Here is a 21,963-nt window from a genome sequence, read left to right as displayed (position 1 = left end):
CGGGCGCTATCATGCCATACCACGAAAGGTTTTGCGCCATTCTGCGGGGCTGACGCCGAAGTGAGATTTAAAATGCTGACGCCAGGTCACAGGTGAGAGAAAACCCACCTCAGCCGCTATCCGCTCAACGGGCAACTGACTGGATCCCAACAGTTCCTGGCTACGGCGTAAGCGTTCAGTGATGAGCCATTCGGCGATACTCGAACCGGTCGCTTTCATAAAATGACGGGTTAGTGTGCGGCGACTCATCATTACTCGCTGAGCCAGCGAGTCGAGATCATGCTGTTGCGCAATGTTTTGCCGCAGGTAATCCAGCAGGAGGTTAATGCGTTCATCATGGGTATTTTTCGGCACCGGTTGCTCTATAAACTGCGCCTGACCGCCGGTGCGATATGGCGGTACGACCATCCGTCGGGCAATATGGTTAGCATAGTCGCTGCCAAAATGTTGCCGAACAATATACAAACAGCAATCCAGCGCCGCGGCAGTACCGGCAGAGGTAATAATGCCATCATCGTCTACATACAACGCGTTAATATCCAGATGTGTTTGTGGAAAACGTGCCTGAAATTCACGCTCGAACTCCCAGTGCGTGGCAGCACGCTTATTGTTCAGTAAACCTGCATAGCCGAGCACAAACGTGCCCAGGCAAAGCCCGACAATCTGTGCCCCGTTATCTCGTGCGGTCGTTAAGGCTTCCAGCAGTTTTTGTGGCGGTTTTTGTGTAATTGTTCCCCAGTAAGGAATTATCACAATATCCGCCTGGATGACTGCCGTATAGTCATGGGTGGCGGTTACGGAAAACCCATCGGCAGAGTCCACATTTCCCGGCTTTTCAGCGCAGATAATTACATGAAAGCGTTTTTTCTCCGCCATTTTTTCGCTAAACACGATAAACGGTACGGAAAGGTGAAAAGGACTAAAACCGGCAACGGCGATAATGGCAACAGTTAGCGGGCGCATAACACTCTTTATCTCCGAATTAGAATGTCAACGTTTCACCATCTTCTGGTACGTTCACAAATTCGATAATTTGATTATCTCTGGCGTATTCCTTGAGAGCATCACGCGTCAGCAAACAGTGGTTTACGGCCTCCATATGTGTCGCGACAATTTGCGCTTCTGGCAGGGTAAAATGTGTTTTGAGAATATCTTCAGCTCCCATAATTATCGCGCCATGCCCCAGAACATGCGCAAATCCGGCATTCAACACCACCACTTCTGGTTGGAAAGTTAGCATTGTAGCCTCGACGTCATCACGCCAGAGGGTATCGCCAGCCAGATAGAGCGTTTTCTCTGTCGGGTGCTGGAAAACAACGCCGCAGGCTGCGCCTAAACGCTTCGCCATAGCCGGGTCTGCATAGGTGCGATCGGAGCCGTGCTGCCCTGTCGTTTTATGCAGAGTAATATCGCCAAATTTAGTCTCGTCGGCAAGTACGGTAAGATGCGTAAATCCTTGTTTATGCAGTGATTCAGCATCTTGCTCATTTTGCACATAAATCTGTTTATCTTTGGGGACGACGCGGGAGGCTGTTTCGTCCCAGTGATCTTCATGCAAATGGGTCACTATTAGGGCGTCAACGTTGAGTAACGTTGTTAAATCACACGGTAATTCTACCGTTGGATTGCGGATTTCTGCGCGTGCCGTTCCGGCAAAACCCGGATAACTTCCTTTAGGCGCGAGTAACGGGTCAATAAGAAATGTTTTGCCAGCGTATTGGATAATTTGGGTGGCATTACGAATTTGAGTAATTTTCATGATTTGCTCCACATCACAGTATTGATGGCATTAGCGTAGCGTGCAGCCCGTACTGTGCATGTGGGCAAATGGGCGAATAACGATGAAAATGGGCCAAATTACACATTGGCGCAACTAGCGTAAATGCACGCCGCTTCGCCGTCCGGCCACCAGAATAGCCTGCGATTCAACCCCTTCTTCGATCTGTTTTGCTACCCGTTGTAGCGCCGGAAGATGCTTTTCCGCTGCCTGTTCGATGGTCATTGCGCTTGCCATATACACCAGATTCAGACAGCCAATCACCCGTTGTTCACTGCGTAGGGGCACGGCAATGGAGGCGATCTTCTCTTCCTGATCCCAGCCACGGTAGTTCTGTCCGTAACCCTCTTTGCGTGCGCGCGCCAGAATGGCTTCCAGCTTTAACGGTTCCCGTGCCAGTTGATAGTCATCACCGGGGCGGGCGGCTAACATTTCGATTAACTCCTTGCGTTCTTGTTCCGGGCAAAAGGCCAGCCAGGTCAGTCCCGAGGCGGTTTTCAGGAGCGGTAAACGCCGTCCGACCATTGCCCGGTGAAAAGATAAACGGCTGAAACGGTGGGTGGTTTCGCGTACCACCATTGCATCAACATCCAGCGTGGACACATCTGTCGGCCATACCACTTCGCGCAACAGATCGCCCAGTAGCGGGGCTGCCAGTGCAGAAATCCATTGTTCGTCACGAAATCCTTCGCTTAATTGCCGCACTTTGATGGTCAGACGAAAACTGTCATCGGAGGTACTGCGCCGGACATATCCCTCTTCCTGCAGCGTTTCCAGCAGTCGCCGCACAGTGGTGCGATGCAGGCCGCTGAGCTCCGCCAGCAGCCCGACGCTGGCACCGCCATCGAGTTTATTTAACATATTTAATAACATTAGACCGCGGGTTAAGCCGCGCACGGTTTTGTATTCCGTCTGCACATCTTTCTGCATATTAATTGACATTTCTATAGTTAAAACAACGTTGTGCACTTGGTGCACACTCAGGCATGTTTTGATTGTAGCCGAAAACACCCTTCCTATACTGAGCGCACAATAAAAAATCATTTACATGTTTTTAACAAAATAAGTTGCGTTGAACTGTGCGCGCAACGGCATTTTGTCCGAGTCGTGAGGTACTGAAATGGCAATACAACACCCTGACATCCAGCCTGCTGTTAACCATTGCGTTCAGGTGGCGATCGCTGGTGCCGGTCCGGTCGGGCTGATGATGGCGAACTATCTCGGCCAGATGGGCATTGACGTGCTGGTGGTGGAGAAACTCGATAAGTTGATCGACTATCCACGCGCGATTGGAATTGATGACGAGGCGCTGCGCACCATGCAGTCGGTTGACCTTGTCGATAATGTTCTGCCGCACACTACGCCGTGGCATGCGATGCGTTTTCTTACCCCAAAAGGCCGCTGTTTTGCTGATATTCAGCCAATGACCGATGAATTTGGCTGGCCGCGTCGTAACGCCTTTATTCAGCCGCAGGTCGATGCGGTGATGCTGGAAGGGTTGTCGCGGTTTCCGAATGTGCGCTGCCTGTTTTCCCGCGAGCTGGAGGCCTTCAGCCAGCAAGATGACGAAGTGACCTTGTATCTGAAAACGGCAGAAGGGCAGCGGGAAACGGTCAAAGCCCAGTGGCTGGTAGCCTGTGACGGTGGATCAAGTTTTGTCCGGCGCACCCTGAATGTGCCGTTTGAAGGTAAAACCGCACCAAATCAGTGGATTGTGGTGGATATCGCCAACGATCCGTTAAGTACGCCGCATATCTATTTGTGTTGCGATCCGGTGCGCCCGTATGTTTCTGCGGCTCTGCCTCATGCGGTACGTCGCTTTGAATTTATGGTGATGCCGGGCGAAACCGAAGAACAGCTCCGCGAGCCGCAAAATATGCGCAAGCTGTTAAGCAAAGTGCTGCCTAATCCGGACAACGTCGAGTTGATTCGCCAGCGTGTCTACACCCACAACGCGCGACTGGCACAACGTTTTCGTATTGACCGCGTACTGCTGGCGGGCGATGCCGCACATATCATGCCGGTGTGGCAGGGGCAGGGCTATAACAGTGGTATGCGCGACGCCTTTAACCTCGCCTGGAAACTGGCGTTGGTTATCCAGGGGAAAGCTCGCGATGCGCTGCTCGATACCTATCAACAAGAACGTCGCGATCACGCCAAAGCGATGATTGATCTGTCGGTGACGGCGGGCAACGTACTGGCTCCGCCGAAACGCTGGCAGGGTACGTTACGTGACGGTGTTTCCTGGCTGCTGAATTATCTGCCGCCAGTAAAACGCTACTTTCTCGAAATGCGCTTCAAGCCGATGCCGCAATATTACGCCGGTGCGCTGGTGCGTGAAGGCGAAGCGAAGCACTCTCCGGTCGGCAAGATGTTTATTCAGCCGAAAGTCACGCTGGAAAACGGCGACGTGACGCTGCTCGATAACGCGATCGGTGCGAACTTCGCGGTAATTGGCTGGGGATGCAATCCACTGTGGGGGATGAGCGATGAGCAAATCCAGCAATGGCGCGCGCTGGGTACTCGCTTCATTCAGGTGGTGCCGGATGTGCAAATTCATACCGCGCAGGATAACTACGACGGCGTGCTGCGCGTGGGCGATACGCAAGGTCGCCTGCGTAGTTGGTTCGCACAACATAATGCTTCGCTAGTGGTGATGCGCCCGGATCGCTTTGTTGCCGCCATCGCCATTCCGCAAACTCTGGGTAATACGCTGAATAAACTGGCGTCCGTGATGACACTCAACCGCCCTGATGTCGACGTTTCTGTCGAAAAGGTAGCCTGATATGCACGCTTATCTTCACTGTCTTTCCCACTCGCCGCTGGTAGGGTATGTCGACCCGGCGCAAGAGATACTCGATGAGGTCAATGGCGTGATTGCCAGTGCCCGCGAGCGTATTGCGGCCTTCTCCCCTGAACTGGTGGTGCTGTTTGCGCCAGATCATTACAACGGTTTTTTCTATGACGTGATGCCACCCTTCTGTTTAGGCGTTGGGGCGACGGCAATTGGCGATTTCGGCAGTGCGGCAGGAGAGCTTCCTGTGCCTGTGGAGTTGGCGGAGGCTTGTGCGCATGCCGTCATGAAGAGCGGGATTGATCTTGCCGTTTCTTACTGTATGCAGGTGGATCATGGGTTCGCCCAGCCGCTGGAGTTCTTGCTCGGTGGGCTGGATAAGGTGCCGGTCCTGCCTGTATTCATCAACGGTGTCGCCACGCCGCTACCTGGTTTTCAGCGTACCCGCATGTTGGGTGAAGCCATTGGACGTTTCACCAGCACGCTGAATAAGCGCGTGCTGTTCCTGGGTTCCGGTGGGCTTTCCCATCAGCCGCCGGTGCCAGAACTGGCGAAAGCGGATGCCCATATGCGCGATCGTCTGTTGGGTAGCGGGAAAGATTTGCCCGCCAATGAGCGCGAAATGCGCCAGCAACGGGTGATTAGCGCCGCTGAGAGGTTTGTTGAGGATCAGAGAACTCTGCATCCGCTCAACCCGATTTGGGATAACCAGTTCATGTCTTTGCTGGAGCAGGGACGCATACAGGAACTGGATGCCGTCAGTAACGAAGAGCTTTCCGCCATTGCAGGAAAGTCGACACATGAAATCAAAACCTGGGTCGCTGCTTTTGCCGCTATTTCTGCGTTTGGCAACTGGCGTAGCGAAGGGCGTTATTACCGCCCGATCCCGGAGTGGATTGCCGGATTTGGCTCGTTAAGCGCCAGAACAGAGAACTGAATATGCAGGAGAAGATGATGAGTTATCAGCCACAAACCGAAGCCGCCACCAGCCGTTTTCTGAATGTAGAAGAAGCGGGTAAAACGCTGCGCATCCATTTTAATGACTGCGGTCAAGGCGACGAAACCGTTGTCCTGCTGCACGGCTCCGGCCCGGGGGCTACGGGCTGGGCGAACTTCAGCCGCAATATCGATCCGCTGGTAGAAGCTGGTTATCGGGTGATCCTGCTGGATTGTCCTGGTTGGGGTAAGAGCGATTCGATCGTTAACAGTGGTTCGCGATCGGATCTCAATGCGCGCATCCTGAAAAGCGTGGTGGATCAACTGGATATCGCCAAAATCCACCTGCTGGGCAACTCGATGGGCGGCCACAGTTCTGTGGCGTTCACCCTTAACTGGCCGGAGCGCGTCGGCAAACTGGTGCTGATGGGCGGCGGTACAGGTGGCATGAGTTTGTTTACGCCGATGCCAACTGAAGGCATTAAGCGACTGAATCAGCTTTATCGCCAGCCGACTATCGAAAATCTGAAGCTGATGATGGATATCTTCGTTTTCGATACCAGCGATTTGACCGACGCCCTGTTTGAAGCGCGCCTGAATAATATGCTGTCGCGCCGCGATCACCTGGAAAACTTCGTTAAGAGCCTGGAAGCCAATCCGAAACAGTTCCCGGATTTTGGCCCACGTCTGACGGAAATCAAAGCGCAAACTCTGATTGTCTGGGGGCGTAACGACCGTTTTGTGCCGATGGATGCAGGGCTGCGTCTGCTTTCTGGCATCGCCGGTTCTGAGCTGCATATCTTCCGCGACTGTGGTCACTGGGCTCAGTGGGAACATGCCGACGCTTTCAATCAACTGGTGCTGAATTTCCTCGCACGTCCTTAAGGAACGGTCATGACGAAGCATACTCTTGAGCAACTGGCGGCGGATTTACGCCGCGCCGCAGAACAGGGCGAAGCGATTGCACCGCTACGCGATCTGATTGGTATCGATAACGCTGAAGCGGCCTACAGCATTCAGCACATAAATGTGCAACATGACGTCGCGCTGGGGCGTCGCGTTGTGGGGCGTAAAGTGGGACTGACGCATCCGAAAGTGCAGCAACAACTGGGGGTTGATCAACCGGATTTCGGAACATTATTTGCCGACATGTGTTATGGCGATAACGAAACCATTCCTTTTTCCCGTGTTCTGCAACCTCGTATTGAAGCAGAGATCGCACTGGTGCTAAACCGCGATTTACCCGCAACGGATATTACCTTCGACGAACTGTATAACGCCATTGAATGGGTGCTTCCGGCGCTGGAAGTGGTGGGCAGCCGTATTCGCGACTGGTCGATTCAGTTTGTCGATACCGTGGCAGATAACGCCTCCTGTGGGGTATATGTCATCGGTGGTCCGGCGCAACGTCCGGCAGGGTTAGATCTGAAAAACTGCACTATGACGATGACGCGTAATAACGAAGAGGTTTCCAGCGGGCGCGGCAGCGAATGTCTGGGGCATCCACTTAATGCCGCCGTCTGGCTGGCACGCAAAATGGCCAGCCTGGGTGAACCGCTGCGCGCCGGAGATATCATTCTTACCGGGGCATTAGGTCCGATGGTGGCGGTGAATGCGGGCGATCGTTTTGAAGCCCATATTGAAGGCATAGGTTCAGTTGCTGCGACATTTTCAAACGCAGCCCTAAAAGGAAGTCTGTCATGAGTAAGCGTAAAGTCGCCATTATCGGTTCTGGCAACATTGGCACCGACCTGATGATTAAAATTTTGCGTCACGGTCAGCATCTGGAGATGGCGGTGATGGTCGGCATTGATCCTCAGTCCGACGGTCTGGCGCGTGCCAGACGTATGGGCGTCGCTACCACCCATGAAGGGGTGATTGGGCTGATGAACATGCCTGAATTTGCTGATATCGATATAGTGTTTGATGCGACCAGCGCGGGCGCACATGTGAAAAACGATGCCGCTTTGCGCGAAGCGAAACCGGATATTCGCTTAATCGACCTGACGCCAGCTGCCATCGGCCCTTACTGCGTGCCGGTCGTTAATCTCGACGCAAACGTCGATCAATTGAACGTCAACATGGTCACCTGCGGCGGCCAGGCCACCATTCCGATGGTAGCGGCGGTTTCACGCGTGGCGCGTGTTCATTACGCCGAAATCATCGCTTCTATCGCCAGTAAATCTGCTGGCCCTGGCACGCGTGCCAATATCGATGAATTTACGGAAACCACCTCGCGAGCCATTGAAGTCGTAGGCGGCGCGGCAAAAGGGAAGGCGATTATTGTGCTTAATCCGGCAGAGCCGCCGTTGATGATGCGCGACACGGTGTATGTATTGAGCGATGAAGCTTCACAAGATGATATCGAAGCCTCAATCAATGAAATGGCTGAGGCGGTGCAGGCTTACGTACCGGGATATCGCCTGAAACAGCGCGTGCAGTTTGAAGTTATCCCGCAGGATAAACCGGTTAATTTACCGGGCATTGGTCAGTTCTCTGGGCTGAAAACGGCGGTCTGGCTGGAGGTCGAAGGCGCAGCGCATTATCTGCCTGCCTACGCAGGCAACCTCGACATTATGACTTCCAGTGCGCTGGCGACAGCAGAAAAAATGGCCCAGTCACTGGCGCGCAAGGCAGGAGAAGCGGCATGAACGGTAAAAAACTTTATATTTCAGACGTCACGTTGCGTGACGGTATGCACGCCATTCGTCATCAGTATTCACTTGAAAATGTCCGCCAGATTGCCAAAGCACTGGATGATGCCCGCGTGGATTCGATTGAAGTGGCCCACGGCGATGGTTTGCAGGGTTCCAGCTTTAACTATGGTTTCGGTGCGCATAGCGACCTTGAATGGATTGAAGCTGCGGCGGATGTGGTGAAGCACGCCAAAATCGCGACGTTATTGCTGCCAGGAATTGGCACTATTCACGATCTGAAAAATGCCTGGCAGGCTGGCGCGCGGGTGGTTCGTGTGGCTACGCACTGCACCGAAGCTGATGTTTCCGCTCAGCATATTCAGTATGCCCGCGAACTCGGAATGGATACCGTTGGCTTTCTGATGATGAGCCACATGACCACGCCAGAGAATCTCGCAAAGCAGGCAAAGCTGATGGAAGGCTACGGTGCGACCTGTATTTATGTGGTGGATTCTGGCGGTGCGATGAACATGAGCGATATCCGCGACCGTTTCCGCGCCCTGAAAGCGGTGCTGAAACCGGAAACGCAAACTGGCATGCATGCTCACCATAACCTGAGTCTTGGTGTGGCGAACTCTATCGCGGCGGTGGAAGAGGGCTGTGACCGCATCGACGCTAGCCTCGCGGGGATGGGCGCGGGTGCAGGTAACGCACCGCTGGAAGTGTTTATTGCCGCCGCGGATAAACTGGGCTGGCAGCATGGGACCGATCTCTATGCGTTAATGGATGCCGCTGACGACCTGGTGCGTCCGTTGCAGGATCGTCCGGTACGTGTCGACCGCGAAACGCTGGCGCTGGGATACGCCGGTGTTTACTCGAGCTTCCTGCGTCACTGTGAAACGGCGGCGGCGCGTTATGGCTTAAGCGCGGTGGATATTCTCGTTGAGTTGGGCAAACGCCGGATGGTTGGCGGTCAGGAGGATATGATCGTCGACGTGGCGTTGGATCTGCGTAACAAAAAATAATGTTGACTGCTGACAACGTGCATTTTGTATACCCATCCCAGGCCTGATAAGACGCGTCAGCGTCGCATCAGGCAATGGTGCACGACTGCCGGATGCGGCATAAACGCCTTATCCGGCCTACGGATGGCGCGGGAATTTGTAGGCATGATAAGACGCGTCAGCGTCGAATCAGGCAATGGCGCACGACAGCCGGATGCGGCATAAACGCCTTATCCGGCCTACTTTCGTCCGTAGGCAGTCATTAAATGGTTTTGATTACGCGGCTGGCAATGTATCAGCCGCGATTCACCTGCATTCGCAACGAGGTTCATCTTATGTCGACTCGTACCCCTTCATCATCTTCATCCCGCCTGACGCTGACCATCGGGCTTTGTTTTTTAGTCGCTCTGATGGAAGGACTGGATCTTCAGGCGGCTGGCATTGCGGCGGGTGGCATCGCCCAGGCTTTTGCACTCGATAAAATGCAAATGGGCTGGATATTCAGTGCCGGAATACTCGGTTTGCTACCCGGCGCGCTGGTTGGCGGAATGCTGGCGGACCGTTATGGTCGTAAACGCATTTTGATTGGTTCAGTTGCGCTGTTTGGTTTGTTCTCGCTGGCAACGGCTATTGCCTGGGATTTCCCCTCACTGGTCTTTGCGCGGCTAATGACCGGTGTCGGGCTGGGGGCGGCGTTGCCGAATCTTATCGCCCTGACGTCTGAAGCGGCGGGGCCACGTTTTCGTGGAACGGCGGTGAGCCTGATGTATTGCGGGGTTCCCATTGGCGCGGCGCTGGCGGCGACACTGGGTTTTGCAGGGGCAAACTTAGCCTGGCAAACGGTGTTTTGGGTAGGTGGTGTGGTGCCGTTGATTCTGGTGCCGCTATTAATGCGCTGGCTGCCGGAGTCGATGGTGTTCGCTGGAGAAAAACAGGCTGCGCCGCCGCTGCGTGCGTTATTTGCGCCCGACACGGCAACCGCAACGCTGCTGCTGTGGTTGTGTTATTTCTTCACTTTGCTGGTGGTCTACATGTTGATCAACTGGCTACCGCTGCTTTTAGTGGAACAAGGATTCCAGCCATCGCAGGCGGCAGGGGTGATGTTTGCACTACAAATGGGGGCGGCAAGCGGGACGTTAATATTGGGCGCACTGATGGATAAACTGCGTCCAATGATCATGTCGCTACTGATTTATAGCGGTATGTTAGCTTCGCTGTTAGCGCTGGGAACAGTGTCATCATTTAACGGTATGTTGCTGGCGGGATTTGTCGCAGGGTTGTTTGCAACAGGTGGGCAAAGCGTTTTGTATGCATTGGCTCCGTTGTTTTACAGTTCGCAGATCCGCGCAACCGGCGTGGGAACCGCCGTGGCGGTAGGGCGTCTGGGGGCTATGAGCGGTCCGTTACTGGCCGGGAAAATGCTGGCATTAGGTACTGGCACGGTTGGCGTAATGGCCGCTTCAGCGCCGGGTATTTTTGTTGCTGGCCTGGCAGTGTTTATTTTGATGAGCCGGAGATCACGAATGCAGCCGTGCGCCGATGCCTGACGCGCCTTATTAGGTAGGGGCGAAAGGGACTTGCCCCCAATACACCTACGGCGTTTACAGGTATACTCGCTAAAAATTATTCAGCGGGTTTGGAAACAAAGATGGCAAAACTTACCTTACAAGAGCAGTTGCTCAAAGCAGGATTAGTCACCAGCAAAAAAGCGGCGAAGGTCGAGAGAACGGCGAAAAAATCGCGCGTTCAGGCGCGTGAGGCTCGGGCGGCGGTAGAAGAAAATAAAAAGGCACAGCTTGAGCGTGATAAACAGCTTAGCGAGCAGCAAAAACAAGCGGCACTGGCGAAAGAATATAAAGCTCAGGTGAAGCAGCTTATTGAAATGAACCGGATCACCATTGCCAATGGCGATATCGGTTTTAACTTTACCGATGGCAATCTGATTAAGAAGATTTTTGTCGATAAGCTCACGCAAACGCAGTTGATTAATGGTCGTCTGGCGATTGCACGTTTGCAGATCGATAACAATAGCGAAGGTGAATACGCCATTATTCCCGCCAGCGTTGCCGATAAAATTGCTCAGCGTGACGCCAGCAGTATTGTGTTGCACAGCGCGCTCAGCGCCGAAGAGCAGGATGAAGACGATCCGTATGCCGACTTTAAAGTGCCTGATGATTTGATGTGGTAAACATAGATAAGTCGTGCGCAGATGCCTGATGCGACGCTGACGCGTCTTATCATACCTACGGCTCATGGGCGAAATGTAGGCCGGATAAGGCGTTCACGCCACATCCGGCAGTTGTGCGCAGATGCCTGATGCGACGCTATGCGCGTCTTATCATGCCTACGGTTTATGGGCGAAATGTAGGCGGATAAGGCGTTCACGCCGCATCCGGCAGCTGTGCGCAGATGATCAACCCATATTCAATTTATTGGCGTGGTAGGCAATATGCTCGCCAATAAAACTGGAGACAAAATAATAGCTGTGATCATAACCCTCGTGATAACGGATTAACGTTTTGATATTCATCTCCTGGCAGATCTTTTCAAGATTTGGAGTCCGCAGCTGTTCTGCGTAAAAATCATCACTCAATCCTTGATCAACCATGATTTCCGCAACGCGTTGACCTTGTGAAATAAGGCTCACCGGATCGTAATCCAACCAGGCATCTTTATTTTCACCAAGATATGCGGCAAAGGCTTGCTGTCCCCACGGTACTTGCGATGGGGAGACAATGGGCGAAAACGCCGAGACGCTGACATATTCATCTGGGTTACGTAACGCCAGCACCAGCGCGCCCAGCCCGCCCATAGAATGACCTGAGATAGACTTTCTGGTCGTTGCCGGAAAATGTTGCATCACTAAATCCGGCAACTCGTTGTGGATATAATCATACATTTTGTAATGTTCATTCCACGGCGCTTGCGTTGCGTTCAGGTAAAACCCGGCACCTTGCCCGAGATCGTAACGGTCGGCATCTGCGACATGACTGCCTCGCGGACTGGTGTCTGGCGCAACAACAATAATGTTGTGCTCAGCCGCGTAACGTTGCATCCCCGATTTAGTAATGAAATTCTGCTCGTTACAGGTCAGGCCCGAAAGCCAGTACAGTACCGGCAATTTTTCATTCCCGGCTTTTGGTGGGAGATAGACGCCGACATTCATTTCACATTTCAGTGATTGGGAATAATGCCGATACACATTTTGCCAGCCGCCAAAGCTGGCATGTTTTTCAATGAGTTCCATCAGTCATTATCTCATGGTTAATCCCCGGACGGCTGCCCGGGGACGGTATTGAGAACCCCGTCTGAACTGGACGGGGCGAAATCAGCGGGAAATCAGTAACGAATTACGGTTCGAATGGATTTGCCTTCATGCATCAGGTCGAAGGCGTCATTAATTTCATCCAGGCTCATGGTATGCGTCACAAACGGTTCCAGATCGATATCACCTTTCATCGCATCTTCAACCATACCCGGTAACTGGGAACGACCTTTCACGCCGCCAAACGCGGAACCTTTCCATACGCGACCAGTGACCAACTGGAATGGACGGGTGGAGATTTCCTGACCGGAACCCGCGACCCCGATGATCACCGACTGACCCCAGCCGCGGTGAGCACTTTCCAGCGCCGCACGCATCACGTTGACGTTACCGATGCACTCAAAGGTATGGTCGATACCCCATTTGTTGATATCCAGCAGGACATCTTTAATCGGTTTGTCGTAGTCATTCGGGTTAATGCAGTCGGTAGCACCGAAACGACGCGCCAGATCGAATTTCTTCGGGTTAGTGTCGATAGCGATAATCCGTCCCGCCTTCGCCTGACGAGCCCCCTGAACCACTGCCAGACCAATCGCGCCAAGACCAAACACGGCAACAGAATCACCTGGCTGGACTTTAGCCGTGTTGTGTACCGCGCCAATGCCAGTGGTTACGCCACAGCCCAGCAGGCAGACGTGTTCATGGTTTGCTTCTGGATTAATTTTGGCCAGAGACACTTCCGCAACCACGGTGTATTCACTGAATGTAGAGCATCCCATGTAGTGATACAGCGGCTGCCCGTTGTAAGAAAAACGGGTGGTGCCGTCTGGCATCAGGCCTTTGCCCTGAGTCTCGCGAACTGCGACACAGAGGTTAGTTTTGCCGGAACGACAGAACTCACACTCGCCGCACTCTGCGGTGTAAAGCGGGATCACATGGTCGCCAGGTTTGACGCTGGTTACACCTTCACCGACTTCAACTACAACACCAGCCCCTTCGTGACCGAGAACAACCGGGAATACGCCTTCCGGATCATCGCCAGAGAGGGTAAATGCGTCGGTATGGCAAACGCCGGTATGGGTGACTTTAATCAGCACTTCACCTTTTTTAGGTGGTGCAACGTCAATTTCAACGATTTCCAGCGGTTTACCGGGAGCAAATGCAACGGCAGCACGTGATTTCATCTCTCGCTCTTCCTCAATATGGTAATAGATTCAGCTATTTAAGATAGGCACGAACCAGTTCAATAGTGTCGTCAACGGATTGGCTGACTTCGCGGCTGTAGCAGTCATTTCGGTCAAACGTTTCCCGGATATGGCTTTCAAGCACTTCTGCCATCAGCCCGTTAGCCGCGCCCCGAACGGCAGCGATCTGTTGGAGTATGGCACGGCATTCGGCATCACCCTCCAGCGACCGTTCCAGAGCATCAATTTGCCCCCGAATACGACGAACTCGAGTAAGGACCTTTTTCTTCTCTTCCGGAGTACTGGGCATTTCGCACCTCATCATCTGCACGCAATATACTATAGGGGGGTATGCCATATGTCAATGCATACCCCCCTATAGTATATAACGCCGGAGAATAATTGTTGTCCGACGTTTAAACAGGTGAACGGTCTCTCAAGACAGGTTGGGACCGTTTATGTGCTATTTTTATGCCGCATCCGCTAAAACAAACATCCCGTAAGGATGGATTTCGAGGTAATAGTGCTCACCAATATCGGGCTGTAAACGGGTGGCGTTGACTTGCAATAAAATCTCCTGACCATGCCATTCTACGGTCACTTCGTACTGCGGCCCCATGTAGGCGACATGGCGAATAACACAACGCTGACTCTCTTCGCCGTGATTGCTTAAGGTGATGGCTTCCGGGCGAACGCCGACGGTGCCGCTACCTTGCGCCGGGAAATGCGCCGCGCGCGGCAGGCGATAACCGTAGATATCGACATACTCTTCGCTAAAGTTCGCCGGGAACAGGTTGGCGTCGCCCATAAAACTTGCCATAAAGCGGGAGGCGGGCTGACGATAGAGATCCTGCGGTGAACCAATCTGCATGATGTGACCTTTATTCATCACCAACACGGTGTCGGACACCGCGAAAGCTTCACTTTGATCGTGAGTCACATAGAGCGAAGTGATGTTAAATTGCTTTTGCAGCTCGCGGATTTTATCGCGCATGCTGCGACGCAGGTTGGCATCGAGGTTACTTAACGGCTCATCAAACAGCAGCACTTTAGGCTTAAGGATCAACGCACGGGCCAGAGCCACACGCTGTTGCTGACCACCGGAAATCTGGTCGACATAGCGGTCTTCGAATCCTTCCAGATCCACCATTGCTAGCGCATCTTTCACCCGCTGCTTCACTTCACTACGCGACACGCCAAGCATTTTCAACCCATAGCCAACGTTTTCGCCCAGCGACATATGTGGGAACAGAGCGTATGACTGAAACACCATGCAGATATCGCGTTGCTGAATGGAACGATGCGTGACATCTTCGCCATCTATAAAAATTTGCCCTTCGCTCGGTTTTTCCAGCCCGGCAACCAGACGCAGAATGGTGGTTTTGCCGCATCCGGAAGGACCGAGCAGCGTCACCATTTGCCCTTGTGGGATGGTGAGATTGATATTGTCGATAACCGTATTACTGCCGAATCGTTTAGTGACGTTGCGCAGTTCCACAAAATTTTTCTGACTCATAGTGCGCTCCATTACGCCTGGTTTTTGGCTTTAGAACGGGAAATACGTGCTTCACCGATCAGCCAGTCAAAGAGGAAAATAATCGCCAGCATCACCACGATCAGAATCGAACCGTAGGCGATGGCTACGCCATATTCGCCGTCTTCTACGCGGTTAAGGATGTAGGCGGTTGCCACGCGTGTGTCCGGCGTGACGAGAAAGACGATGGCGCTGACTGTCGTGATAGCCCGCACAAAACTGTAAATCAGGGCCGAGAGAATGGCTGGGCGTAACAGCGGCAGTAAAATGTGGGTTATGGTTCGCAGTGAACCCGCGCGCAGGCTGAGTGAGGCTTCATCCAGCGATTTGTCGATCTGCCCCAGACCTGCAATCCCGGCGCGAATACCCACCGGAACGTTACGCATCACCATCGAGATAATCACTATTGCCGCCGTTCCGGTGAGATAGACTGGGGCGCTATTAAAGGCAAGAATATACGAGACACCCGCCACTGTACCCGGTACGGCAAAGCACAACATGGTGGTGAACTCGATGGTCTTTTTGCCTTTGAATTGTTGGCGCACCACCACCCAGGCGATGAGCAGGCCAAAGATAGCGGTAATGGGGGCGGCAATCCCGGCGTAGAGCAGGGTATCCAACAGTGAAGGCCACGCGCCGTCGCTCATCCCATGACCAAATAACTTGATAAAGTTATCCAGCGTCAGGGTGTAGTCAACGCCCCAGTTCACGGTGAAGCTGCCGTAGAAAATGCTGCCATAGAGCAGGGCGTTAAAGGCAATCCATATCGCAAGTATGGCGACCACGCTCCACACCAGGGTGACCGGTAGTGGCTGGACATCGCCGCGGTAGGACTTTCCGGAAACCGTGACGTAAGAGCGTTTACCAATCCACATATACTGGACGCAGAACACCAGTAGCGAGAACAGCAGCAGGAAAGCGCCAAGGGTGCTGGCGGCCTGATAATCCAGCTGCGAGCCGGTAATGTAGAAGTAAATTTGCGTCGCCAGTACGTCGAAGTTGCCGCCAAGCACCAGCGGGTTACTGAAGTCAGCCAGTGACTGCACCACGACGATTAAAAAGGCATTGGCAAGCGCGGGCTTTAACAACGGCACAAACACACCGTTAAAGGTTTGCCAGCGACTGGCGCGCAGGGTATAGGAGGCTTCTTCCAGCGAGGGATGAATGGTTTTAATGGCCCCATCGAGGATCATAAAAGCCATTGGCGTAAATGCCAGGACCTGTGCCAGCCAGATCCCGGTAAAACCATACAGCCAGTTGGTGTTGGTCAGCCCAAACAACTCCACCATAAATTCCGTTATGTAGCCGGAGCGCCCCATCATGAGCGTAACGCCTAAGCCGACCACAAACGGTGGCGTGACAATTGGCAGAATGGAAAAGATGCGGCCGATTACGGCGCTGCGTTTAGCGATGCGCGTGGTATATATCGCCAGCACCAGACCGAAGAAAGTACAGCCAATACCCACCGCTATCGATAAGACGATGGAGTTGACGATTACCTGAACAATATGTGCCTGCGAGAGCACATTCATAAACGCCAGTGGGGCGAACTCTCCCGCGTCGTTGGTGAACATCGGGATAAAAATGGCGATGCTCGGCCAGACGATAAAAATGCCAATCAGCGCCACAATCGCAATCAGCGAGCCGATCACAAAGCGGTCGCCACCCAGCCATTCGAGGCGGGTTAAGGCCAGCGTCATTATCGCGCTTAATTCGATAAACAGCACGATGGCGGCGTAGCCTAGACCGCGGCCAACGATGGTGGCACTGATGACCATAAACGCTAAACAAAGCAATGCCCAGCCGGCATCAAAATAATGACGGCTGCGCTGCTCGCGTTTGGCCTCATTAAACGGGCGAACCAGCAGCAAACTCGGGAGTAAATACCACAGCCAGCTGATATTAAAATGCGACCAGCTGTACGCCTCGAGGATCTCATCACTCGTGGACTCCAGCAGACCATAATCGAGGCTCCAGCTCGGCAACAGGATAAATGCCAGCCAGCCCAGCAAAACCCAAAGGAAAATCGCATCCCGCTTTTTCGCGGGATGGAGTGCAAGTGTCTGTGACATAGCAGTTCCGGTATGGTTGGCCGGGGCAGGAGTCTGTGCTGCACCCGGCAAGTGCACGCAATGCGGGTTTATTTACCCATCTTCACTTCGCTGACCCATTTATTAATTAATGCCTTACGAACATCAGTTGAACCGTATTTATCCATGTCGTAGTTGATTAATTTCAGGTCGTCGAGCTTCAGCGAGTTTGGCGACGTTTCGGCGGTGGTATTGGTCAGGATCTGATAAGACTTCCCTTTCTTCCACGCCAGTTCCTGAGCTTCTTTTGATAATACCCAGTCCACGAACAGTTTGGCGTTGTCGAGGTTGCGCGCACCTTTCAGAATGCTGACGCCGCCTATTTCGTAGCCCGTACCTTCACACGGGGAAATCAACTCCAGTGGTGCGCCCTGTTCTTTTTCCAGCGAGTAGTCATGCAGGAAACCAATACCAATCGCCGTTTCGCCGCGGGCGGCGTTACGTGCCGGGGCAATGCCTGATTTGGTGTACTGGGAGACGTTGGTGTTAAGTTGTTTTAGATAATCAAAGGCCTGATCTTCCCCCCACAGCTGCGCAAAGGTAGCCAGCGCGGTGTAGGCGGTACCGGAACTTTGTGGATCGGCAATCTGAATTTCGCCTTTATATTCAGGTTTGGTGAGATCTTTCCAGCACTTCGGCACAGGCAGGTTTTTCTCTTTCAGACGCTCTGTGTTGACGCCAAACCCGAGGATCCCCACATAAACGGCGGAGGAAAGGTTTCCTTTCACTTTTGCCGGATCGCGGAATTTTTCCATGATCTGTTCAAGGTTAGGCGATTTATATGCCTGTAACAGGCCCATCTCGCCGGCCTGCGACTGCGGGTCTAAGGTGCCGCCGTACCAGACGTCAGCCTGTGGGTTTTTCTTTTCAGCATCGACTTTTGCCAGGGTGCTACCGGAGCCGTTGCGGATAAACGAGGTTTTCACATCATATTTCTCGCCAAACGCTTTGGTTTCGGTCTCACACATTTCATTAGTGGCGCTGCAATAGACCACCAGTCGACCTTTCGCTTGTGCGGCACCCGTTAAGGTTGCCAGCGCAACGGCAGAAGCAATCAGAGTAGAGGTAAGGGGCATTTTCATTGTTTTATCCTTCGAGCGTGAGTGGTGGTGATGCCCGCCATCAGTAACGGCATCAGCAGTAAACCCATAAGTACTGCGGCGACCGAGAGTAAACTGAACATTCCTGACCAGCCGTAGCGTTCGATAACCAGCGACAACGGCCAGCCTGCCAGCGCCGCACCGAGATAGGCGAACAGGCCGAGAAATCCGGTAATTGAACCCGCCGCAGCTTTGTGTCCACATTCCACTGCCGCAAGTCCAATCAGCATTTGCGGGCCAAAGACAAAAAAGCCCACAGTAAAAAAGCACACAGCCAGAAGGGCATAGTGATGAACCGGTGCCAACCAGAGTGCAGCGACCGAAACCATCAACCCAAGGGTAAACAGCAAAATCATGGGGGCTCGCTGCCCGCTAAACAGCAAATCCGAACCCCATCCGGCAAATAACGCGCCGAGTAAGCCGCCCACTTCAAACAGCATTACCGTGGCGTTGGCGCTGACTAGGTTGACGCCGTGGCTTTCCGTCAGCCAGATATTGCCCCAGTCGTTTAACGCAATCCGGATCACATAAACCAGTACATAAGAGACACCCAGCAGCCAGATCATCGGATTTTGCAGCATTGTGGTGCGCAACATTTGCCACAGACCCATCGGCGGACTTTGTTGTTCCTGACGTAACTCCAGCGGATCGTGACGCCAGTGACCCACCGTCGGTAATCCCTCTTCCTGGGGCGTGCCTTTGAGTTGTAGCGTTAACCAGATCCCTAATGCCATGCTGATAATCCCCGGTGTCAGCATCGCGGCCTGCCAGCCCCACCAGTGGGCGGCAAAGGCGCTAATCAGCGGAATAATCGCTCCGCCAATGTTGATCGACATATTCCAGCAGCCCCACCAGAAACCACGTTCATTACGGGAGTACCAATGGGTCAGTAAGCGGGCACACGGTGGCCACCCCCAGCCTTGAAAAAATCCGTTCAGTGTCCAGACCACAAGCAGAAGCGTAAGTGATTCGCCAAAGGCAAACACCATGTTCAATAGCCCAGTGGCGAACAAGCCGACGCCCATAAAACCGCGTTGTCCGTGGCTGTCATGCCACAGTCCGGCGGTAAATTTCGACAATCCGTAGCTGAGATAAAACAGCGAACCCAGCAGGCCAATGTCGCCTTTATCCAGTCCGAGGTCGGTTTGCAGCGCCGGAAGGACGTAATTCACGCTTTTTCGCGTCAGATAAAATGCGGCGTAGCCAATAATCATGCACATCAGCAATCGCGGACGTAATGTCCGGTAGCATTGATTAATCTCTCTCGCTGAACGCGCGTGCATGGTCGTCTCCATGTTGCTGACTATATGAAAATGAAAGTGAAAGAGGATGAGAGAAAATCCGGGATGCCTAAGACTTTTTCCTGGTTATCCGGCGATTTGTTGCAAAAATGTGGGCAGGTTAACAATTACTCGCGTACCGTTATGTTTTTCGAGCGTTAAGTCGCCGCCCAGGGCACTGACGCGTTCACGCATCCCCTGAATGCCAAATCCGGTCATTTTCCCGCTGGCGATTCCTATACCGTTGTCGCTGACCTCCAGGTGCAATATCTCTCCCTGCTGGCGCAGAATAATCGTCACTTCGCTGGCTTCGGCGTGTTTACAGACGTTATTGAGTAACTCCTGCAATAACCGATACAGTGTAAAGCGAACCGTTTCGTTTTCTGGCGTGGTGGTTAGTTGATAGGTAAACTGGCAATGAATGCCGCGTTCACTAAAGGCAAATTCATTAATCAGATGAAGTAATGCTTCGCGGAATGTCAGTTCATCAAGCGCGGGTGGCCGCAACTGGCGCAGCAACTGGCGGGTGGAGAGATGAATGCGGCGGGCGAGTTCGTTGATTTGGCTAGCTGCGGAATGAACTTGCGCCGGATCGCGTGCCCGCGTCACCAGTTGCGACTGGATCTGAATGGCGGTAATGTTCTGACCGATTTCGTCGTGCAGCTCGCGAGCCAGGCTTTTACGCGTGTCTTCCTCGGTGTGGATCAGCTTTTCAGCCAATGCCCGCCGTGCTGCCAGTTCTGCCTCCAGTCGCTGACGGTAATGATGCAGGTTTAGCGCCAGATGTTGCTGGCGACTGATGGCAATGCCCAGGCCAATTCCCAGCAATGCCTGGGTTGCGAGAAAAATCTCCAGTTCCACCAGGTTACTAAAGCCCACGCCAATCTGGCGGGCAATAGTGATCATCATGCTGCCCAAAAGCCCCGAGAGTACGCCACCTTGCCAGCCAAATTTCCAGGCCATGACCACATTGGGTAGAAATACCACGATCAGCAGCAGGCGTTCGATTTCAGGCGACAACACCATCTGGGTGCCGATACCAATAATAAAAAATAGGCTACACCAGATGATTAAAGAGGTTCGCAAGGGGGGATTATGCGTATCGAGTCTCAGAAGCTGATAGCGATGCTGCTGGCGCAGAAACTCAAAGATGAGATAGACAAACGGCGTCAACAATACGCCGCCGGTAAATGAGGTCAGACCGGGCAGCATTATTGGGCCTGACATAAAAGGGGTTAGCATGGCTGTATTCAGCAATGAAGCTGCTGTTACTGAGGCTAACAGCAACGTCAGACGCTGCCAGTAAAGTGGAAAACGGTGCCAGACGTTTTGTGCAAGGATGGCAGGAAGCAGGCTAATAACCGGCGTTGCCAGCATGAGATAGCCGTTCAACAGTTGCTCGCTGTGCAGCCAGAACATCATCAGCAAAGGGGGGAGCACCAACGCAGGCCAGTAACGGCGAGAGAGCAAAATAAGAAGAGCGAGGTAAACTCCGTGCGGCAGAAATAACACTGCCTGTTGACCGTTATTGGTCAGATAAAAGCTGAGCGTCCACAACATCAGCCAGCCGCTTCCCCATGCCAGCACAATAAACAGCGAAATCACCCAATGACGAAGGTTACGCGACATTAATGCCCCGCCAGCAGATGGTGATTGAGTGCAAAATGCACCAGCTCAATGGTGCTATGACAGTTCAGTTTTCCCAGCACGTTGGCGCGATGTACATGTACCGTTTTATGGCTGAGTTCGAGCTTAAAGGCGATCTCTTTTACACTGTCGCCTTTGACTAATAAATCAAACACTTCACGTTCTCGTGGGGTGAGAATTTCCAGCGCCTGGGCGGGTTGCCCGCCGCCGCGTAAAGCCCGAATTGCATCGGCGCAGAGATAATGCCCGCCCATCCCGACCGAGCGCACCGCCTGCACTAACTCTTCCGGCCCACAGCGTTTGGTCAAATAGCCGCTGGCACCAGCATCCAAAGCGCTTTGTACAAAGGTTGGCGTGTCATAAATGCTAAGAATAATGGCGCGGAATTGCGGTTTTTGTGCACGTAGACGCTTAAGCAGACTGAGGCCGTTTTCGTCCGGCATGGCAATATCAATGACGGCAACATTAACGTCATTATGAGTTAATGCCGACCATGCCTGCGCGGCACAACTGTACTGACCAATGACCTCCAGATCGTCTTCCAGAGATAGTAACTGTGCGAAGCCAGAGCGCACCACCACATGGTCATCCACCAGCACAACCCTAATCATACTTTTCTTCTCTTATTATCTCATTCTCCTATCATGCATCACGGCGCGTCGCTGGCAATCAACCAGCGACAGATATGGAATGGATGTAACAAAATGGCAATAATT

Annotated in this window: 20 protein-coding genes; 8 read left to right on the top strand and 12 right to left on the bottom strand. The window is 53.0% G+C overall.

What is annotated here, in order from left to right:
* Window positions 1-9: 9 nt before the first annotated feature.
* The 3 genes from FQ015_RS13335 to FQ015_RS13325 form a co-directional block, all read right to left on the bottom strand.
* Window positions 10-963 (bottom strand): GlxA family transcriptional regulator, encoded by a 954-nt coding sequence (locus FQ015_RS13335; RefSeq protein WP_001247700.1) that lies wholly within the window; start codon window positions 961-963, stop codon window positions 10-12.
* Between the two features lie 19 nt (window positions 964-982).
* Entirely contained in the window at window positions 983-1,759 is a 777-nt protein-coding gene (locus FQ015_RS13330; RefSeq protein WP_000705458.1) for an MBL fold metallo-hydrolase, read from the bottom strand.
* A gap of 114 nt (window positions 1,760-1,873) precedes the next feature.
* Window positions 1,874-2,707, bottom strand: a complete 834-nt coding sequence (locus FQ015_RS13325) for a DNA-binding transcriptional regulator (RefSeq protein WP_001168180.1) — start codon at window positions 2,705-2,707, stop codon at window positions 1,874-1,876.
* Window positions 2,708-2,897: 190 nt separating this feature from the next.
* On the opposite strand from FQ015_RS13325, the gene FQ015_RS13320 reads away from it, so the two are divergent.
* From FQ015_RS13320 to FQ015_RS13285, 8 genes are all read left to right on the top strand, one after another.
* On the top strand, window positions 2,898-4,562 hold the full coding sequence (locus tag FQ015_RS13320) for a bifunctional 3-(3-hydroxy-phenyl)propionate/3-hydroxycinnamic acid hydroxylase (protein ID WP_160524145.1): 1,665 nt from the start codon (window positions 2,898-2,900) through the stop codon (window positions 4,560-4,562).
* Window position 4,563: 1 nt separating this feature from the next.
* A complete protein-coding gene (mhpB, locus tag FQ015_RS13315; RefSeq protein WP_000543449.1) occupies window positions 4,564-5,508 on the top strand; it encodes a 2,3-dihydroxyphenylpropionate/2,3-dihydroxicinnamic acid 1,2-dioxygenase in 945 nt (314 codons plus the stop codon).
* 17 nt (window positions 5,509-5,525) lie between these two features.
* Complete coding sequence (gene mhpC / locus FQ015_RS13310; RefSeq protein WP_000121900.1) at window positions 5,526-6,392, top strand: 2-hydroxy-6-oxonona-2,4-dienedioate hydrolase; 867 nt, start codon at window positions 5,526-5,528, stop codon at window positions 6,390-6,392.
* Between the two features lie 9 nt (window positions 6,393-6,401).
* Window positions 6,402-7,211, top strand: coding sequence for a 2-keto-4-pentenoate hydratase (mhpD, locus tag FQ015_RS13305; protein WP_000160739.1), 810 nt, complete (start codon window positions 6,402-6,404; stop codon window positions 7,209-7,211).
* Window positions 7,208-8,158 carry an acetaldehyde dehydrogenase gene (gene mhpF, locus FQ015_RS13300; RefSeq protein ID WP_000044306.1) on the top strand — a complete coding sequence of 317 codons (951 nt, stop codon included), beginning with the start codon at window positions 7,208-7,210 and terminating at the stop codon, window positions 8,156-8,158. Before mhpD ends, mhpF begins: the two co-directional genes overlap by 4 nt.
* Complete coding sequence (gene mhpE, locus FQ015_RS13295) at window positions 8,155-9,168, top strand: 4-hydroxy-2-oxovalerate aldolase (protein WP_160524144.1); 1,014 nt, start codon at window positions 8,155-8,157, stop codon at window positions 9,166-9,168. The genes mhpF and mhpE overlap by 4 nt, the downstream gene beginning before the upstream one ends.
* Before the next feature lie 314 nt (window positions 9,169-9,482).
* Window positions 9,483-10,694, top strand: coding sequence for a 3-(3-hydroxy-phenyl)propionate transporter MhpT (mhpT, locus tag FQ015_RS13290; protein WP_160524143.1), 1,212 nt, complete (start codon window positions 9,483-9,485; stop codon window positions 10,692-10,694).
* A 101-nt stretch (window positions 10,695-10,795) separates the two neighbouring features.
* Entirely contained in the window at window positions 10,796-11,335 is a 540-nt protein-coding gene (locus FQ015_RS13285) for a DUF2058 domain-containing protein (RefSeq protein WP_001096712.1), read from the top strand.
* 225 nt (window positions 11,336-11,560) lie between these two features.
* Here FQ015_RS13285 and fghA read toward each other — a convergent pair whose 3' ends face one another.
* The 9 genes from fghA to FQ015_RS13240 all read right to left on the bottom strand — a co-directional run bounded on the left by fghA (window position 11,561) and on the right by FQ015_RS13240 (window position 21,858).
* On the bottom strand, window positions 11,561-12,394 hold the full coding sequence (fghA, locus tag FQ015_RS13280) for an S-formylglutathione hydrolase (protein ID WP_160524142.1): 834 nt from the start codon (window positions 12,392-12,394) through the stop codon (window positions 11,561-11,563).
* A 92-nt stretch (window positions 12,395-12,486) separates the two neighbouring features.
* Window positions 12,487-13,596 (bottom strand): S-(hydroxymethyl)glutathione dehydrogenase, encoded by a 1,110-nt coding sequence (gene frmA, locus FQ015_RS13275; RefSeq protein ID WP_000842102.1) that lies wholly within the window; start codon window positions 13,594-13,596, stop codon window positions 12,487-12,489.
* Between the two features lie 34 nt (window positions 13,597-13,630).
* Entirely contained in the window at window positions 13,631-13,906 is a 276-nt protein-coding gene (frmR, locus tag FQ015_RS13270; RefSeq protein WP_001141271.1) for a formaldehyde-responsive transcriptional repressor FrmR, read from the bottom strand.
* 159 nt (window positions 13,907-14,065) lie between these two features.
* Window positions 14,066-15,112, bottom strand: a complete 1,047-nt coding sequence (fbpC, locus tag FQ015_RS13265) for a ferric ABC transporter ATP-binding protein (RefSeq protein WP_000078830.1) — start codon at window positions 15,110-15,112, stop codon at window positions 14,066-14,068.
* Window positions 15,113-15,123: 11 nt separating this feature from the next.
* On the bottom strand, window positions 15,124-17,202 hold the full coding sequence (locus tag FQ015_RS13260; protein ID WP_160524141.1) for an ABC transporter permease: 2,079 nt from the start codon (window positions 17,200-17,202) through the stop codon (window positions 15,124-15,126).
* A gap of 68 nt (window positions 17,203-17,270) precedes the next feature.
* Window positions 17,271-18,302 carry an ABC transporter substrate-binding protein gene (locus tag FQ015_RS13255; RefSeq protein ID WP_000783756.1) on the bottom strand — a complete coding sequence of 344 codons (1,032 nt, stop codon included), beginning with the start codon at window positions 18,300-18,302 and terminating at the stop codon, window positions 17,271-17,273.
* The gene (gene uhpC, locus FQ015_RS13250; protein ID WP_077782390.1) at window positions 18,299-19,615 is read right to left on the bottom strand and encodes an MFS transporter family glucose-6-phosphate receptor UhpC; all 1,317 of its coding nucleotides are present in this window, start codon (window positions 19,613-19,615) and stop codon (window positions 18,299-18,301) included. Before uhpC ends, FQ015_RS13255 begins: the two co-directional genes overlap by 4 nt.
* A gap of 72 nt (window positions 19,616-19,687) precedes the next feature.
* The gene (locus FQ015_RS13245; protein ID WP_000089295.1) at window positions 19,688-21,229 is read right to left on the bottom strand and encodes an MASE1 domain-containing sensor histidine kinase; all 1,542 of its coding nucleotides are present in this window, start codon (window positions 21,227-21,229) and stop codon (window positions 19,688-19,690) included.
* Window positions 21,229-21,858 (bottom strand): response regulator transcription factor, encoded by a 630-nt coding sequence (locus FQ015_RS13240; protein WP_032183432.1) that lies wholly within the window; start codon window positions 21,856-21,858, stop codon window positions 21,229-21,231. The genes FQ015_RS13245 and FQ015_RS13240 overlap by 1 nt, the downstream gene beginning before the upstream one ends.
* Window positions 21,859-21,963 lie beyond the last annotated feature (105 nt).

Source organism: Escherichia sp. HH26CH (assembly GCF_009820205.1).
Lineage (GTDB): Bacteria > Pseudomonadota > Gammaproteobacteria > Enterobacterales > Enterobacteriaceae > Escherichia > Escherichia coli_F.
This window is presented reverse-complemented; position numbering and strand designations above follow the sequence as displayed.